Source organism: Nitratiruptor tergarcus DSM 16512, from assembly GCF_027946175.1.
GTDB lineage: Bacteria > Campylobacterota > Campylobacteria > Campylobacterales > Nitratiruptoraceae > Nitratiruptor > Nitratiruptor tergarcus.
On the sequence record NZ_AP026671.1, the window covers coordinates 925,131 to 942,683 of the forward strand.

The following is a 17,553-nucleotide window of genomic DNA, read 5'->3' on the forward strand; positions in this document are numbered from 1 at the left end:
TGCCTAAAGGATTTATTATGGCTAATGAGCAAATGGATAATTTTGAAGATCTTGAAGAGCTTCATACTAATGAACTTGATGATATAGTCTTAGAAAAATATGAAAAAAAGAATAAAATCAAAAAGTATTTTCTCATTGGCGGTTCACTCCTTCTTATCTTTTTAATTGTCCTTAGCGTCGTCAAAATAATTTCAGACTCCTCTTCTGCACCACAAGAGAGTTTGGTAGAAACTCAAGAGGTTCCCACTCAACAAGAGCAATTGTCTGAGCCTTCTAATATGCAAGAAGTCCCCATTGTCGAAGAAGACACTTTGAAAAAAGAAGAGAGCGAAATATCGCAGGTCATTAATGAAGTTATGAAAAAAGAGAAAGAGATTGCAGCTACAAATCAAAATGAGCCTCCTCAACGTAAGATTATCCCATCCCACCCTGTTGAAAAAAAAGTGCAAACTAAGCCTGTCGTAAAACCTAAAAAAGTAGCAAAAGAGACAAAAAAAGCCCTTACAAAAACTCCTCCAAAACATACCAAAAAAACACAACAAATAGTAAAAACTGGCTCATACTATATCCAGGTAGGCGCTTTTTTAAAATATTATCCTGATAAGGCCTTTTTGAAAAAAATCAAAAAAGCCGGTTTTAACTATATTATCAAAGAGGTCATAAGCAATGGAAAAAAGATTAGACGCGTCTATATAGGACCATTTCAAAGTCGTAAAGAAGCAAGTAAATACCTCGGGAAGGTACGTTCTAAAATTAGTAAAAATGCATTCATTACAAGGATACGATAGATGATTTTTTACCGGCAGTTTATGCTCGATGAGTTTACTCCCATTGCTCTGTATGAAAAAGCTAAAGATTTTTTCAAAAATGAAAAGAGCTACCTTTTTGAGAGCGTCGTCAATACAAGCGATGGCAACTTTAGCTACATAATATGTGGAGAAAAAGAGGCTATTTGGAGTGAAAATGGCAAAAGCTTCTATAAAAACAGTGAAGGAGATATTAAAGAGGTTGAGAGTAATCCACTCCTCTTTATGAAAAGGTATTACAAAAATATCAATTTTGCACAATATAAAAAGATTTCAAAAGAGCTTGGTGTAGGTTTTATAGACGGTTTTATTGGCTATATCGGATATGATATGGTACAAGAGTTTGAACCTGTACTCAAAAAATATATGCAAAATCTCAAAGATGAACTGCATACTCCAGATTTTTATATGCTTCGTCCAAAACTCATCATCGCTTATAGCCACAAAAACTCCACACTTACACTGATTACATCAACAAAAGAGATAGAAGAACAGATTTTCCCTCCTATAGAAAGTGCCATAAAAGATAGCTACCAATATACACCTCTAAAAAAAGCAAAGCTTTTAGGAGAAGCCACATTTGCTCATAGCAAAGAGAAATTTTTTGCTATGGTTGAAAAGAGCAAACAGATGATTCGCAGTGGCGATGTTTTTCAGATAGTTATCTCCAATCGTCTCAAGCAAAAAGCGGTTGTGGATCGCTTCAGCTTTTATCGCAAACTCAGATCCCTCAACCCTTCTCCATATCTCTTTTTATTGGAATTTGAAGATTTTGCGATTGCAGGAAGTAGTCCAGAGGTTATGGTACGCCTTACAGATAGAGAAATCCTCTTGCGTCCAATTGCTGGTACTCGCAAACGCGGTAATACAGCTAAGAGGGACAAAGAGCTTGAAATCGAGATGCTTAACGACCCAAAAGAAGTGGCCGAGCATGTCATGCTCATAGACCTTGGGCGCAATGATGTAGGAAGAGTAGCAAAAGCTGGAACTGTCAAGGTGCCAGAAATAATGCGCATAGAGCGCTATAGCCATGTAATGCACATGGTAAGTGATGTAGTAGGTATTTTGGATGAGAAGTATGACATGTTTGATCTTTTTATGGCTACTTTTACTGCTGGTACAATGACAGGAGCACCAAAAATTAGAGCGATGGAGCTTATCGCGGAGTTTGAGGGACTCAAAAGAGGATATTACAGCGGGAGCATCGGCTATTTTGGCTTCAATGGAGATATGGATAGCGCCATTACTATACGCACCGCACTCTTGAAGGAAAATGAAGTCATTTTCCAAGCAGGTGCTGGAATAGTAGCAGACAGTAAACCTGAGCTTGAGTATCTCGAAGTTAATAATAAACTTGGTGCGCTCAAAAAAGCTTTAGAGGAACTAGCACAATGAAACTCTATGCAATATTTGGCAACCCTGTAGCACACTCCATCTCTCCAACAATACACAACTATGCCTTTATGCATCTTAGATTTCCTGGTTGCTACACCAAAATCTTAGTACAAGATGGAAGTAAGCTCAAAGAAAAGTTTTTAGAGCTGCAACTCCAAGGTGTCAACATCACTGTTCCTCATAAAGAGTGGGCTTATAAACTTGCTGATGAAGTTTTTGGCATTGCAAAAGAGGTAGAAGCTGTTAATACCTGGTATAACAAAGATGGAAAAATTCATGCTTACAATACAGATGCACCTGGATTTTATGAAAGCATAAAGGAGTATGAGTTTTCTAATATCCTCATCTTAGGAGCTGGAGGTACCGCAAAAGCGATAGCCCTCTATCTCAAGGAGCAAGGCTACGATCCGCAAATACTCAATAGAAGTGAAAAAAGACTTGCTTTTTTCAAAGAAAGAGGCTTTAGCTGTTATACGTGGGATGAGTTTTCTGTACAAAAGTATGATCTTATTATCAATACCACTTCTGCAGGACTAAAAGATAATAGCTTGCCTGCTCCTCAAGATATTTTGCTTCCCCTTATGAAGCAGGCAAAATACGCTGTAGATGTTATTTACAATAAACTCACACCTTTCTTAGCCCTTGCAAAAGATCTAGGACTCACTTATAAAGATGGTACAGATATGCTGCTATATCAAGGGGTTTTAGCATTTGAGATTTTTACTGACTTTGCATACGAAAAAGAGTATATTATTAAACTAATGAAAAAATCACTTCAACTTTAAAGAAATTTATATCACTATCTCTTACTTTCTTGCAAAATAAAGCTATCTTAACAATTCAATAGAAAACTATTAATTCTCCAGCCACCTTTAACCCAACACTTTTAAAATCACATCTCTAGCGTAACTGAGAGTTTTACTGCAAAAAGTTTTGAAACTTATCAAAGGGTCTCAATCCCCTTCAAATCGGGTCTGTATTGAAATTTTTGATAAAGCTGTAGAAGATGAAGCAATAGAGAGAAAGTCTCAATCCCCTTCAAATCGGGTCTGTATTGAAATCTGAGTCCTATCACAACTCAACCCCTTTGGCAGGTCTCAATCCCCTTCAAATCGGGTCTGTATTGAAATCTTCAAAACAATAGAAGAAGCAAGAGACTACAAGGAAAACCAGTCTCAATCCCCTTCAAATCGGGTCTGTATTGAAATAAAGAAAAATGTCTGAAAGGAGTGTCTGATGAGAGCATGTCTCAATCCCCTTCAAATCGGGTCTGTATTGAAATATAGACGAACTTCCAAAAGAGATTGAAATAGAAGCTGAAGTGGGTCTCAATCCCCTTCAAATCGGGTCTGTATTGAAATAAGCTTGCGCTGTCAAAGTTGTTAGACTTGATTAAGTCTGTCTCAATCCCCTTCAAATCGGGTCTGTATTGAAATCCCCTTTGTGGTAAACAGAGTAGAAAACGGTGTGTCTCAATCCCCTTCAAATCGGGTCTGTATTGAAATTCATTACGCCCGCGAAGCATTTAGAACCAGCGGGCTTGAGTCTCAATCCCCTTCAAATCGGGTCTGTATTGAAATAGTTAGATAAATATGTCAAAGAGCTTAAAGAATGGTTGTCTCAATCCCCTTCAAATCGGGTCTGTATTGAAATTTTGCCGTTGAGGCAAGCACAAAAGAAGAGTTAGATAGTCTCAATCCCCTTCAAATCGGGTCTGTATTGAAATTTGTAAACTTTTATGCTGCAAGACGTGGAGAGTTTGGTCTCAATCCCCTTCAAATCGGGTCTGTATTGAAATAAGTTGAGTATGAAAGAGTAAATACTATGTTACCGCGAGGTCTCAATCCCCTTCAAATCGGGTCTGTATTGAAATTTGACGCGAAAAACAAAAAACAGGAGGTGCAAAGATGAGAGTCTCAATCCCCTTCAAATCGGGTCTGTATTGAAATTAGAGAGCATTTTAAAGAACACAGAGACTGGGTAGAAACAGTCTCAATCCCCTTCAAATCGGGTCTGTATTGAAATAAAACAAACACCTCTCAAAAAAAGAGAGGAAGGGCGAGGGCAGTCTCAATCCCCTTCAAATCGGGTCTGTATTGAAATAATTTTATGACGTAACGAACACCAAGAGAACAGTCTCAATCCCCTTCAAATCGGGTCTGTATTGAAATTCTTTAAGAGAAGAGATTGAAAAAAGAAAAGAAGTCTCAATCCCCTTCAAATCGGGTCTGTATTGAAATCTTCTAAAAAACCCCCCCAAACACTACCAAATAGCAACAAGTCTCAATCCCCTTCAAATCGGGTCTGTATTGAAATAGGGCTTCTCCGCTATACAAATCAAAAAGCCCTTTTTGTCTCAATCCCCTTCAAATCGGGTCTGTATTGAAATAGCAACATTAAGTTTTCAAATACCCATAAAATCGATATACTAGTGTAACAGCAGTTTTCTTAAAAATTGCTTTAATACTCATATTCTGCACCACTCAGTAGAGTGCAATCCCTTCAGAACGGCACTTTCAGGTTTGTTTAATACTTAAATGAAACTTTAATAAATAGACCTTTTCATACACAATTTGAAAGAATATAGGCTTTAAATGACTATTTTTGAAGAGGAAAGCCTGCCGCTTTCCACTCCAATATACCACCTCTTAAATTATAAACCTTTTTTGCTCCCCAGCTCTCAAACCATCTACTCGCAGTGACACTCCTATTGCCACTACGGCAGTAGACGAGTATTTTTTTATTCTTTATTCCCAAACCACCAAGTTTGAGATACTGAAAAACTTGAACGGGAACAAGATTTGCTCCCAAAATGTGCCCTTCTTGAAACTCCTGAGGAGTACGCACATCAAAAAGCACAACATCTTTTTGGCGCAAAAGATTTGCAAACTCTTTAGAATTTACATTTTCAAAGGCAAAAGAGCTTACAATCATTGCACACAAAAATAAGAATGTTCGCATTAAAGATCCTTAAATGTTTCAGCTACCATAAATGCAAGCTCAAGCGCTTGATTAGCATTGAGGCGAGGATCGCATTGCGTGTGGTAACGGCTGTTGAGTGCATCTTCTGTAATAGAAGCGCTGATACTTCCTGTACATTCAGTAACATCACTTCCCGTCATCTCAAGATGCATTCCTCCAGGTACTGTTCCTTCAGCTTTATGTATCTGGATAAACTGTTTTACTTCAGATAAGATCTTTTCAAAATCTCTTGTTTTGAGTCCACCACCTGTTTTATATGTATTTCCATGCATCGGATCGATACTCCATACCACCTCTTTGCCAGCCTCTTTAACAGTGCGAAGAAGTGGAGGAAAGAGTTCTCCTATCTTCTCTGCTCCCATTCTCACAATGAGAGTCAATCTTCCTGGCTCATTTTCTGGATTAAGCTTATCAATGAGTTCTAAAAGCTCATGTGGTTTCATAGAAGGGCCCACTTTGACACCAATTGGATTTTTAATACCTCTAAAAAACTCTACATGCGCCCCATTAGGATCTCTTGTGCGATCCCCAATCCATAGAAAATGTGCACTACAATCATACCAATCACCTGTAAAAGTATCTTTTCGCGTGAGTGCCTCTTCATAATTGAGAAGTAATGCTTCATGAGAAGTATAGAGTGTGGTTTGCTTGAGTTGTGGTGTATTATCTGGATTTACTCCACACGCCTCCATGAAACGGAGTGCTTCAGTAATTTTATCAGCCAACTCCTCAAAACGACTCTCAAGTTCATTCCCTTGTAGAAACTCGAGATTCCATTTATGTACTGCACGTAGATCCGCAAATCCTCCGCGCGCATAGGCACGTATGAGATTAAGCGTAGCTGCAGATTTATAGTACGCTTCAAGAAGCTTTTCTGGCTTTGGCTCACGTGCCTCTTCGCTAAAAGCAATATCATTGACTATATCACCGCGATAGCTAGGAAGTTTCACTCCCCCTATCTCTTCATAATCGCTACTGCGAGGTTTTGCATACTGCCCTGCAATACGGCCAATTTTTACAACAGGCTTACCTGTTGCATACATCAAAACCATATTCATCTGCAAAAGCACTTTGAAAAGATCGCGAATGTTAGCTGCATTGAAGTTGGCAAAACTCTCTGCACAGTCTCCACCTTGCAGCAAAATCGCCTCCCCTTTTGCAACTTTTGCGAGATCTTTTTTAAGTTCTCTTGCTTCACCTGCAAAAATGAGGGGTGGAAATGTTTTAATCTCTGCTTCAATACTGTGAAGCTTATCTAAATCTTTATAAGTTGGTTGCTGTTTTATAGGAAAATCTCTCCAACTGCTTGGACTCCAGCTCATAGTTCTACCCTTTGTTGAAATTGCGCCATTATACCAAAAAGTTTCTTCTCTTTTGCAAAACTTTTATTTAAATTTCTACACGCTCAGCAATAGCTTTGGAAAGGGAAAGTGTGTCCACATTTTCAAGATTTACACCGGTTGGAACACCTTGGGCGATTTTTGTAAATTTTATGGCATACTCTTGGAGCTGATCCTCGATATAGAGTATAAGTGCATCATTTTGAATCGAGGGTGTAAAAGCAAAAATAATCTCTTGTATCTTTTTTATTGTAACGAGATTTTTAAGCTTATCAAGATTTGTCTGGTTGAGTCCTTCAAAGACAAAGTAGAGACCATTATATTCCCCACTCTCCTCGATGATATAGATATCTTTTGCACTCTCTACTATACATAGAGTCTGCTGATCGCGCAAATCATCACTACAGATATAACAGAGCTCATCTTCACTAATACCGCCACATTGCGAACATTTATGAATCGAGCTTACGGCATCTTCGATTGCGTGGGCAAGTTTCATAGCATCCATAGGATTTTGAAGTACAAGATGGAAAGCTAGTTTTGTAGCACTCTTTTTGCCGATACTTGGCAAGGTTTCAAGTGCTGCTACAAGTTTATAGAACTTCTTAATTCCTCTTTTCAATCCGCCCCCGAATTTTTGCGCAATTATATCAAAAATTTAACTCTTTATAAAAAATTTTTTGCTACACTTACACAACTTAAACAAAACTTAAACAAAGGATGCCCTCTTGGTAGATATCGATTATTACGAAATTTTAGAAGTTGACAGAAACGCCACATTTGATGAGATAAAAAAAGCGTATCGCAAACTTGCTCTCAAATACCACCCCGATCGCAATCCAGATAACAAAGAGGCAGAAGAGAAGTTTAAACTTATTAATGAAGCCTATCAAGTTTTAAGCGATGAAGAAAAAAGAGCACTCTATGATAGGTATGGTAAAAGTGGCCTAGAAAATCAAGGCTTTCAAGGGTTTGATAATACCAGCTACGAAGATATTATGGACTTTTTTGAATCAGTATTTGGTCAAACTTTTGGTGGTGGTTTTGGGCAAAGAAGAAAGCAGGAAGAGAAGTATCCTTTAGATCTAGCTATTGAAGTGGAAATATCATTTGAAGAAGCCCTCTTTGGAACAAAAAAAGAGATCTCATACCGCTATAAAGTACCATGCGAAGAGTGTAAAGGTACCGGAGCAAAAGGCGGAATTCTCACAACCTGTCCTGAGTGTCATGGTAGAGGACAGATCTATTACCGTCAAGGATTTATGACATTTTCACAAACTTGCCCTCGCTGCCATGGAACTGGAGAAAGCGCACAAGAGAAGTGTCCAAAATGCGCCGGAAGAGGGTATGCCATAAATGAAGAGACAATAACAATCGAAATTCCAGAAGGAATAGATAACGAAAATCGTATCCGTGTACAGGCAAAAGGAAATCTCTCTCCTTCAGGTCTGCGAGGAGATCTCTACATCAATGTCTATGTAAAAGAGGATGAGCATTTTGTACGCTACAATGACGATATATATATGGAAGTACCTGTCTTTTTTACCCAAGCGGCATTAGGAGAAACCATCACTATTCCTACTCCTCGTGGAGAGCGAGAACTGCAACTTCATGTAGGTACAAAAGATAAGGAGCAGTTTATTTTCAAAGGCGAAGGTTTCAAAAATATCCATACCGGTCGCAAAGGTAATCTCATTGCACAGGTAAAACTCATTTTTCCCAAAAAACTCACAGATGAGCAAAAAGAGCTTCTTCATAAACTGCAAGACTCATTTGGGGTAGAGAGCAAACCTCACGAAGAGAAATTCTCATCAATTTTTGAAAAAGTTAAAAGCTGGTTCAAAAAATAACCAGCTTTTATATTCTTATATCTATATTGTATTTTTGTTTTTTATAGTAGGCTGCAGCGATTATTGCAAAGATTATTCCAATTGCCCAATAAACCCACTGTGGAATTGGCACAGGATCTCCTTGAGCGTATGAGTGCAATCCACTTAAGTAAAAATTTACTCCAAAATAGGTCATGATAACACTTGAATATCCAAGAAGCGCCAATACATTATATAAAAATAGTTTATTCATTTTTGGTATCAAGCGTACATGCTCTATACAGGCATATACTAAGATGGTTACAGCAGCCCAAGTCTCTTTGGGATCCCATCCCCAATACCTTCCCCAACTCTCATTTGCCCAGACACCACCAAGAAAGTTTCCAAGCGTTACAAGAACAAGCCCAATAATGAGACTCATCTCATTAATATATGTTAGCTCTTTGAATGTAAGCTCCATTAAATCTTTATTATTCTCATTGACAAAAATAAAGAGTATTAAAACCACAAAAGCTAGAAGAGCACTGAGACCTAAAAAGCCATAGCTAGCAGTAATGACTGAAACATGTATCATCAGCCAGTAGGATTTAAGTACTGGAACAAGGTTAGTGATTTGAGGATCAAGCCAGTTGAGATGTGCTACAAAGAGAATCAAACCACCTAAAAGTGACGTAGCGGCAAATGCTATCGGACTCTTTTTTGCAAAGAAAAATCCTGCAAAAATAGTAGCCCACGAGATATAGACCATCGATTCATATCCATTACTCCAAGGCGCATGCCCTGCAACATACCAGCGCAGTGCCATTCCAAAAGTCTGCGCCATAAAACCCAAAAAGATAAGCACAACGCCAACTCGTACAATCCATTTGATATTAAACCGAGGATTGATGAGATTGATAAGTATGAGAATAAGCAGAATAAAACCTATAAGCATATAGTATGGCACGAGCCTGTTGAAAATATCGAGTTTGTTGTAAAGAAGCTCTGCTTTTATTTTACTTTTTGGCGGAATAAGATCTGAGCCATAATATTTTTGATAATCGGCTATAACATCCAAAGATTTGTCTGCTTTACTCCAATCACCAGTTTTAATACCATTTTCTACATTTTGAAAATAGCTTGCCATTATAAGTCGTACCAATTCAGCCTCTTTCGGAGCAAAACTCTTCATTGCTTCAATTGGAGTTACCCATTTACGGTTTTTATCTTTATTATTTGGAATGATACGCAAAAGCGCTCCGGTATAGACCATATAAGCCACATTGACTCTCTCATCTACTTTAATCACATCTTTATCAAATTGATCTCTTGCACCCGGTTTCTTGGCAGTCGCTTTTTGCACATATTGCAGTAACTTATATGCCCCATCTTTGCTCATATCGAAAAAATCGTTAAAAGTAGCATACTTCTCATTTGGATTGAGACCTATAATTTTTTTAATAGCTGGATGATGAACATAGATCATCTTTATCTTTTGAAAAATCTCTGGCTTTACAGTCATGCCTAAAAAGAACTGATTTGCATCAAGACCATAAAGCTCCTCTTTGCGAGCAATTTTGGCAAGTACTTTGCGAGAAAGTGTATCTATCGGCTCAATTCTTCCGCTATTATCTTGCACTAAAATCTTTTCTCCAAATTTGTCAGCATGAGTTTTGCTTATCTTTTTTGCAACTTCGAGAGGATTATCAGCTGCATATCCAGACATGCCAAGTATCAGAAAAGCAATGAGAGCAAAATTTTTCAGTAACATACTTTCACGCTGTTCTTGCACTCTTTTTGTCAAACGTGCTAACTTTTGAAAACGACTTTGCGGCATAAAAAAGTGCAATAACATACCAACAGCTAAAAGAAGGTATCCGATATATGTAATGAGAGTTCCAGGATCATGATTCACTGAAAGAATGGTGCCTTTTTCATCCATATCGTAAGAACTTTGAAAAAATCTATATCCTTTGTAATCAAGCACATGGTTCATATAGATCCTATAATCAAAACTCTTGTTTCCATCTACTACTGTCACTTCACTCGCATAAGAGCTTGGACTCATGGAGCCTGGATAGCGCTCCAGCTGAAAATCGCGCAGTTTCAGCGCAAAAGGAAGTTGTATGCGTCTTGCCCCATAGCTCAGCGTCAATTCCAAATCTCCCAACTTCACATGTACAGGCTCCCCTTCTCGTCCACTTTTACCAAAGAGCGTTACAATCTTTTCACCCTTAGTACTTTTTACACGTAAAATAAGTGCATCATCATGAGGAGAGTTTTTTGCCAGTGGATTTTTGCTTTGCAGCTCCACTTTTGCATGGGGTTGGAAGTTTTTGAGAACAATATTGAGCCCTGCAATTGCGTAGAGATGTCCTTTTTCAAATGGAACATCCTCACTAGGTGCAAAATTTTCTTCTTGCATCGAGCCCATTACCATTCGCTTGATATGAAAAGGGGCTTTGATATAAAGCTTTCCCTCTTTTTGTGTAATTGTTATAACAGGTTTATTGATTTTTATCTCTTTATCAAAAGTAATAACTGCATCACCAATATCTACTGATTGCCCCTTTTGGAGAATCTTTTCTACTCTTCCACCCCCAGCTGAGAATACAAGTTTTACTGTGGCTTTACCATTTTTATCTGCAACTATTGTATATGTGGCATTTGGTATATAGCGTAAAAGCTCTACCTCTATTTTTTCATCGCCTATTGCTATTTTTCTCTTATAAGTGTTGCTGCCAATTTTTGAGAGATAGATTGGTTCTGCATAAGAATAAAAATTTTTTCCTTTTTTAGCTTCTATTTGCAAATAGGTACGAGCACTTAGGATTGTATTGCTTTGAGAGCCTTCTCGTATATGCATTGTGCCTTCATAGCCAAAATAGCGCGTTACAGCAGCACCAATTATTATTACAATAAATGCTAAATGAAATAGCCCAGTAAAAAATTTGTCTTTGCGAAAAAGCCGAAATCTGAAAATATTGTAAAGGAGATTAAGACTTAAAAGCACCAATAAAATCTCAAACCATTTTGCTGTATAAACCAAAGCCCACGCTGTTTGCGTGCCATAGTCATTTTCAATAAACGTAGCAATTCCAATACTTACAGCAAAAATAAACATCATTATGACAGCTGATTTTATGGAGAAGAAGCTTTTTTGCAAAGATTTGAGCATCTATTTCCTTTGGAGTATTCTCAAAATAGTTTTATACGTCTATCGAGAATACAATTGTAGTGAACTTCAATCAAAAATAGTAATATCTTTTTGATTTAGAGTCATTTCTTAAACTATTTCAAATCTCCCCATCTATGGGCAATACCTATAGAGCATTTAATAGGTACCCGCAGCGGATAGATATGCTCCATAATTGAAGCAAATCTTTGTGCAAGATCCTGAGCCATATCCTCTTTAACTTCAAATATAAGCTCATCATGGATTTGCAGTAGCATTTTGGTAGGCAATGCTTCGTTTTTGATAATTTTATCAATAGCATTCATGCTCATTTTTATAAGATCTGCTGCGCTTCCTTGAAAGACTGTATTTGTAGCTTCTCGCAAATATGCAGCAAGCTGTGCTCCACTAGCTGCAGCAAAATCAAAGTAGCGCCTGCGTCGCAGTAAAGTCTCAACATATCCATACTTTTTCGCAAAATCTTCAATACTTGCTAAGTAGTTTTTGACAGTAGGAAATGCATTAAAATAGCTCTCAATAATCTCTTTTGCCTCTTTTGCGCTAATTCCTAAAGTCTGTGCAAGTTTTCTACTTCCCATACCATAGATAAGACCAAAATTAATGCTCTTTGCAATATTTCTCTTTGCTTGTGCCGCATCTTTACCAAAAAGCTTTATTGCAGTCTCTAAATGGATATCTCGATCTTCTTGAAAAGCTTGTACTAAGGCAGGATCCTGTGAAAAGTGTGCTAAAAGTCTCAGCTCTATTTGCGAATAGTCGATTCCAAGGAGTTTATACCCCTCTTTAGCAATAAATCCATACCGGATTTGGCGTCCGACTTCTGTTTTCACTGGAATATTTTGCAAATTTGGATTTTTACTCGCAAGTCTCCCTGTAGCGGTGCCAGTTTGCACAAAACTTGTGTAAATACGATGATTTGTATCTTTTTTAGCATATTTTAGAAGTGGATCGATATAGGTGCTTTTGAGTTTAAAGAGCTCACGGTATTCCAGAATATAGGCTATTATTGGATGTTTGTCCTTCAGTGCCTGTAGCGTGGTTTCATCCGTACTATAGCCAGACTTTGTTTTCTTCAAAGGCGGAAGTCCCAGTTTTTCAAAAAGCACGCTTGCTAACTGTTTAGTTGAATTGATATTAAACTCCCCTCCTGCAAGCTCATAAATCTTTTGCGTAAGCTCCTTGAGGCGCTCTTCACTCTCTTTGCGTAGTTTTTCAAAAAAAGCAATATCAAGTTTGATTCCAGCTCTCTCCATCGCTATAAGAGTATTGACAAAAGGAAACTCCACCTCCTTTGCTTCATCAATGAGATGGGCTGCATTTTGTGAGCGGAGAGTATCAAGTAATTTAAAATAGATTTTATAAGTTATAACCGCATCTTCACTAGCGTAGCGACAGGCAGTATCTATTGCTACATTGCTAAAATCTTCACCCTTCTTTACTGTATCTTTATAGGCAATCATATCATAATCAAGTACTCTCTTTGCCACACTATCTAGCCCTACACTGCTTCCTGGATCACTTAGCCATGCAAGAATCATTGTATCTGCAAAATCTGTAATCTCTTCTATTCCATAGCGATAGATTAAAGAGAGATCAAATTTGAGATTGTGTCCTACAATATTATACGTAAAGAGCCTCTTAATAGCTCGCAATGCACTATCTAAACTTACTTGCTGTCCTACTCCAAGATAGTTGTGTCCAATTGGTACATAGTATGCCCTCTCTTCATTAAAAGAAAAACTAAATCCTATAAGATTGGCTACTTTTGTGTCCAAAGAGTCAGTTTCTGTATCAAAAGCTACTATCGCACCTTGCGGTATTGTATCTATTACTTTGAAAAGCTCCTCTTCGTTATCAAGGCAGATAGCTTTAAACTCAATTTGTGTTTGACTCTTTTTAATAAGAGGTGTAGCTTTGAGTTTGCGTAAAATCGCAGTGATATCATATTCCATAAGCTCATCAGCAATTTTTACTATTGGATTAATCTGAGGCAGATGGTAATCTTCTAATGAGCAACTATCAAAAACATCATCACGGAGTGTAATAAGTTTCCTGCTAAGATATGCACTCTCTTTGCCTTGCTCTAGCAGCGTCCTCACGCGCGGCGGTGTCACCTCATCAATGTGTGCATAGATTGCATCAAGAGATCCGTAAGTATTGAGAAGTTTTGCAGCAGTTTTTGGCCCAATACCTTTGACTCCTGGAATATTATCTGCACTATCTCCCACAAGCGCAAGATAATCCCCGATGAGTTTTACCGGAACACCAAATTTTTGCTCAGCCCTCTTTTCATCGATCTCCTCTTTTTTTATAGGATCATAGAGTACCACTTTTTCATCATCTATTAGCTGGTAGAGATCTTTATCGTGTGAAACTATTTTGACTTTTATACCCATCTGCTTTGCACATTTTACCAGTGAAGCGATAATATCATCAGCTTCAAAACCCTCTTTTTGCAATGTTTTAAAACCCATTTTCTCTATCCAGTCAATTGCAATAGGAAGCTGCTTTTGCAGATCTTCTGGAGGTGTGGGGCGCTGAGCTTTGTAGTTGGGATCAATTGCAGCGCGAAAACTTGGACCCTCACTATCTAGAGCAAAGACTATATAGTCACTCTTTTCTTCTGCTACTAAGTTATTGATAAAATTGATAAAACCTGTCAAAAGACCAGTGGGAAATCCCTGTTTACTTTTTAATGGTGGCAATGCATAGAAACTGCGAAAGAAAAAACCGAAGGTATCGATGATTGTAAGCGTCTTCATCCACAACCTTTTTGGCGAGATTATAGCACAATACTTTTTTAATCACAGACTAAATAGCCTTATCAAGAATCCAATTTTATGGTAAACCTTTGAAAATAGCTAATTTTTGATAAAATTACCAATTAAAGGAGTACAATGAGATATCTACTTATTTTTTGTTGCATAACTTTTGCATTTGCTGATTGGAAAACAGCGCAAATTTTAGCTATTGATAAAATCATCCAAACATATCAAAACCGCCAATCTTGCCTGCAAAAAGAGGAGGCACATTTTTGTATCCAAAAATATCCACTCGATCCAAAAAGTGACGCACTTGCTAAAACTTTTGCAATGAGCTTTCCTCAAGCCTTCTATGCAAGTAAACTCCAACGAGATATAAAACTATTAGAAAAGCAAAAACTCTGTATCGGAAGAGCTTTGAGCGAGATGGAAGCGAAGCGCTGTCTCACTCAATTTTAAGCTCTTTAGCCAAAAACTCACCTGTAAAGCTACCACTCTTTTTAGCATTTCGCGCAACCTCTTCAGGTGTACCTTGGGCTATAACTTTTCCCCCTTTGCTTCCTCCTTCTGGCCCCATATCGATAATATAGTCTGCATTTTTAATTACATCAAGATTATGCTCAATCACTATCACACTATTTCCAAGCTCTACAAGTGAATGGAGCACTTTAACAAGCCTATCCACATCTGCAAAGTGTAAGCCTGTCGTTGGCTCATCAAGTATGTAAAGAGTATTACCAGTATCTTTTTTGCTTAGTTCCTTTGCTAGCTTAATTCTTTGCGCTTCACCACCGCTCAATGTTACAGCATTTTGCCCAAGCGTAATATAGCCTAGACCTACATCTTGTAGTGTTTGGAGTTTTCTTTGAATTTTTGGAATCGCTTTGAAAAACTCTAGTGCTTCATCTACACTCATAGCAAGTACATCTGCAATATTTTTACCTTTATATATTACTTCAAGGGTTTGTTCATTGTAACGTCTGCCTTTACAAGCGTCACATTTGATCATGATATCAGGCAAAAAGTGCATCTCAATTTTTAGCTCACCCTCGCCTTTACATTTCTCACATCTTCCACCAGGTACATTAAAACTAAATCGCCCTGGTCCATATCCTCGCAGTTGCGCCTCTTTGGTTTTTGCAAAGAGAGCGCGTATCTCATCCATTACACCTGTATATGTTGCAGGATTGCTGCGAGGAGTCCTTCCAATGGGACTTTGATCAAGATATATCACTTTATCAAGTTTTTCTAATCCCTCGATCTCCACACCAGCAATCTTTTTGACCTTTTTAGCTCTATTGAGTGCCTCTTTTGCAACTGGCAAAAGCGTTTGCAAAACCAATGAGCTCTTCCCGCTACCACTCACACCTGTTACAGCTACCAGATTTTTTAAAGGAAACTCTACTTCAAGATTTTTTATATTATTGATTGTAACGTTTTTTATAGCAAGCCAATCCTCTTGGGGTCTGCGGTAGAAATACTCTATTTTTTTCTCGCCACTAAGATACTTTGCAGTAAGTGTATCGCTCTTTTTAAGATCACCCACACTTCCAGCAAAGACCACCTCTCCCCCAAATTTTCCAGCACCAGGGCCAATATCAACGATGAAATCTGCAGCTTCTATTGTCTCTTTATCATGCTCAACTACTATAACAGTATTGCCTTTTTTTTGGAGATTTTTAAGTGTGCGTATAAGTTTTAAGGTATCTCTTTCATGCAAACCTATACTTGGCTCATCAAGCACATACATCACTCCCGTAAGTCCACTACCAATTTGACTTGCAATTCTAATACGCTGGGACTCTCCTCCACTTATAGTGCGGGCGTCTCTGCCAAGAGTAAGATAGCCAAGTCCCACATCTACCAAAAAGTAGAGCCGCTCTCTTATCTCTTTAAGAATAGGTGCAGCAATGGTCTGCTTCTGAGGAGTAAGATAAGCAAAATTTGACTCTTCGTTAAAAAAAGCATACGCATCCTCTATTGGCATATCAAGAATCTCTCCAATACCTTTACCAGCAACTTTGACTGCAAGACTTTGGGGCTTGAGCCTATGGCCACCACACTTGTCACACACCTTCTCACTCATATATTCACCCAGCTCTTTTTCATCTTTAAACATATCGTAAGCGATCTTTACAACTCCAGGCCAAATACGGGTGAGATTGTGAGACTTCCAGCGAAAACTTACCGCCTGGGCTGAGCCATAGAGGATCGCTTTTTTTTCATACTCTGCTAAATTTTCGTAAGGAGTATTGATATCAATACCTTCACTCTCACAAAAAGCCTTGAGAAAATTAAAGTAGTAGCTCTTGTTGTAGCCATAGAGTATTTTAATTGCCCCCTTGGCAATAGATTTATGCTCATCTATAATCTTTTGCAAATCTAGTGTATAGCGGATCCCCAATCCATCGCATTCTGGACAGGCTCCTTTAGGAGAGTTGAAAGAAAATGTGAGAGGCTCAAGGGGCTCAAAACTCACTTTACAATCAAAACATGCTAAATGCTCACTAAAGTGGTAATGCTTTTGTACTCCCATCTCTTCAGCATTAAGCACCTCAACTTCCACTTCTCCATAACTTAACTTTAACGCTTTTTCGATATCATCAGCAATTCTCGTTGCACTCTCCTCTTTGCGTATAACCCTATCAATAACAGCTTTGATTGTATGTTTCTTTGTCTTTGCTAGCTCAATCTCCTCATCTAAGCGCACCATGACCCCATCTATCATGGCACGCACATACCCCTTTTGGCGAAGGGACTCTATGAGATCTGTAAAAGTACCTTTTTTCTCTTTGATTAAAGGAGCAGTTATAACAAGTTTGCTTCCATGAGGAAGTTTTAATACCTCATTAATAATGTCTGTTGGTGTCATGTGAGAAATCGGTTTGCCACACAAGTGGCAGTGCTGGATACCTACTCTTGCATAGAGCAAACGAAGATAATCGTAAATTTCAGTGACTGTACCAACGGTACTTCTTGGGTTTTTACTCGTTGTCTTTTGCTCAATAGCAATTGCTGGAGTAAGCCCCTCGATCTTATCTACTTCTGGTTTATCGAGCTTATCCAAAAATTGGCGTGCATAACTTGAGAGCGACTCTATATAGCGCCGCTGCCCTTCAGCATAGAGCGTATCAAAAGCGAGCGTACTTTTCCCGCTCCCTGAAAGTCCAGTAAAAACAATCAATGCATTTTTTGGTATCTCAAGATTAATATTTTTAAGATTGTGCTGCTTAGCACCAAATATTTTTATCTTATTCATTTAAC

General features: G+C 38.2%; 11 protein-coding genes and 1 CRISPR repeat array. Of the genes, 5 read left to right on the forward strand and 6 right to left on the reverse strand.

Annotation, left to right across the window (positions count from 1 at the left end; all coding sequences use genetic code 11):
* Positions 1 to 17 precede the first annotated feature (17 nt).
* Genes NITER_RS04935 through NITER_RS04945 form a run of 3 tightly spaced genes read left to right on the forward strand, consistent with a single transcriptional unit; the run spans position 18 to position 2,986 of the window.
* Positions 18 to 788, forward strand: a complete 771-nt coding sequence (locus NITER_RS04935) for an SPOR domain-containing protein (protein WP_084275593.1) — start codon at positions 18 to 20, stop codon at positions 786 to 788.
* Positions 789 to 2,201, forward strand: a complete 1,413-nt coding sequence (locus NITER_RS04940) for an anthranilate synthase component I family protein (protein WP_084275592.1) — start codon at positions 789 to 791, stop codon at positions 2,199 to 2,201. It abuts the gene before it with no gap.
* Positions 2,198 to 2,986, forward strand: coding sequence for a shikimate dehydrogenase (locus NITER_RS04945; RefSeq protein WP_084275591.1), 789 nt, complete (start codon positions 2,198 to 2,200; stop codon positions 2,984 to 2,986). The genes NITER_RS04940 and NITER_RS04945 overlap by 4 nt, the downstream gene beginning before the upstream one ends.
* Positions 2,987 to 3,151: 165 nt before the next feature.
* Positions 3,152 to 4,590: direct repeats of the CRISPR family, unit length 36 nt; unit sequence GTCTCAATCCCCTTCAAATCGGGTCTGTATTGAAAT.
* Between the two features lie 209 nt (positions 4,591 to 4,799).
* Here NITER_RS04945 and NITER_RS04950 read toward each other — a convergent pair.
* The 3 genes from NITER_RS04950 to recR all read right to left on the reverse strand — a co-directional run bounded on the left by NITER_RS04950 (position 4,800) and on the right by recR (position 7,145).
* On the reverse strand, positions 4,800 to 5,162 hold the full coding sequence (locus tag NITER_RS04950; protein WP_084275590.1) for a rhodanese-like domain-containing protein: 363 nt from the start codon (positions 5,160 to 5,162) through the stop codon (positions 4,800 to 4,802).
* On the reverse strand, positions 5,162 to 6,505 hold the full coding sequence (locus NITER_RS04955; protein WP_084275589.1) for a class II 3-deoxy-7-phosphoheptulonate synthase: 1,344 nt from the start codon (positions 6,503 to 6,505) through the stop codon (positions 5,162 to 5,164). Before NITER_RS04955 ends, NITER_RS04950 begins: the two co-directional genes overlap by 1 nt.
* 67 nt (positions 6,506 to 6,572) lie before the next feature.
* A complete protein-coding gene (gene recR, locus NITER_RS04960) occupies positions 6,573 to 7,145 on the reverse strand; it encodes a recombination mediator RecR (RefSeq protein ID WP_084275588.1) in 573 nt (190 codons plus the stop codon).
* A gap of 106 nt (positions 7,146 to 7,251) precedes the next feature.
* On the opposite strand from recR, the gene dnaJ reads away from it, so the two are divergent.
* Entirely contained in the window at positions 7,252 to 8,373 is a 1,122-nt protein-coding gene (gene dnaJ / locus NITER_RS04965) for a molecular chaperone DnaJ (protein WP_084275587.1), read from the forward strand.
* A 7-nt stretch (positions 8,374 to 8,380) separates the two neighbouring features.
* Here the strand turns inward: dnaJ and NITER_RS04970 are convergent, their stop codons facing one another.
* Both NITER_RS04970 and polA read right to left on the reverse strand, forming a co-directional pair.
* The gene (locus NITER_RS04970) at positions 8,381 to 11,509 is read right to left on the reverse strand and encodes a cytochrome c biogenesis protein (RefSeq protein ID WP_084275586.1); all 3,129 of its coding nucleotides are present in this window, start codon (positions 11,507 to 11,509) and stop codon (positions 8,381 to 8,383) included.
* A gap of 113 nt (positions 11,510 to 11,622) precedes the next feature.
* Positions 11,623 to 14,289: a DNA polymerase I gene (polA, locus tag NITER_RS04975; RefSeq protein ID WP_084275585.1), complete on the reverse strand. Its 2,667-nt coding sequence runs from the start codon at positions 14,287 to 14,289 to the stop codon at positions 11,623 to 11,625.
* Between the two features lie 135 nt (positions 14,290 to 14,424).
* On the opposite strand from polA, the gene NITER_RS04980 reads away from it, so the two are divergent.
* Positions 14,425 to 14,748 carry a hypothetical protein gene (locus NITER_RS04980; RefSeq protein ID WP_084275584.1) on the forward strand — a complete coding sequence of 108 codons (324 nt, stop codon included), beginning with the start codon at positions 14,425 to 14,427 and terminating at the stop codon, positions 14,746 to 14,748.
* Here the strand turns inward: NITER_RS04980 and uvrA are convergent.
* Positions 14,735 to 17,548 (reverse strand): excinuclease ABC subunit UvrA, encoded by a 2,814-nt coding sequence (gene uvrA / locus NITER_RS04985; RefSeq protein ID WP_084275583.1) that lies wholly within the window; start codon positions 17,546 to 17,548, stop codon positions 14,735 to 14,737. The genes NITER_RS04980 and uvrA overlap by 14 nt on opposite strands.
* Positions 17,549 to 17,553 lie beyond the last annotated feature (5 nt).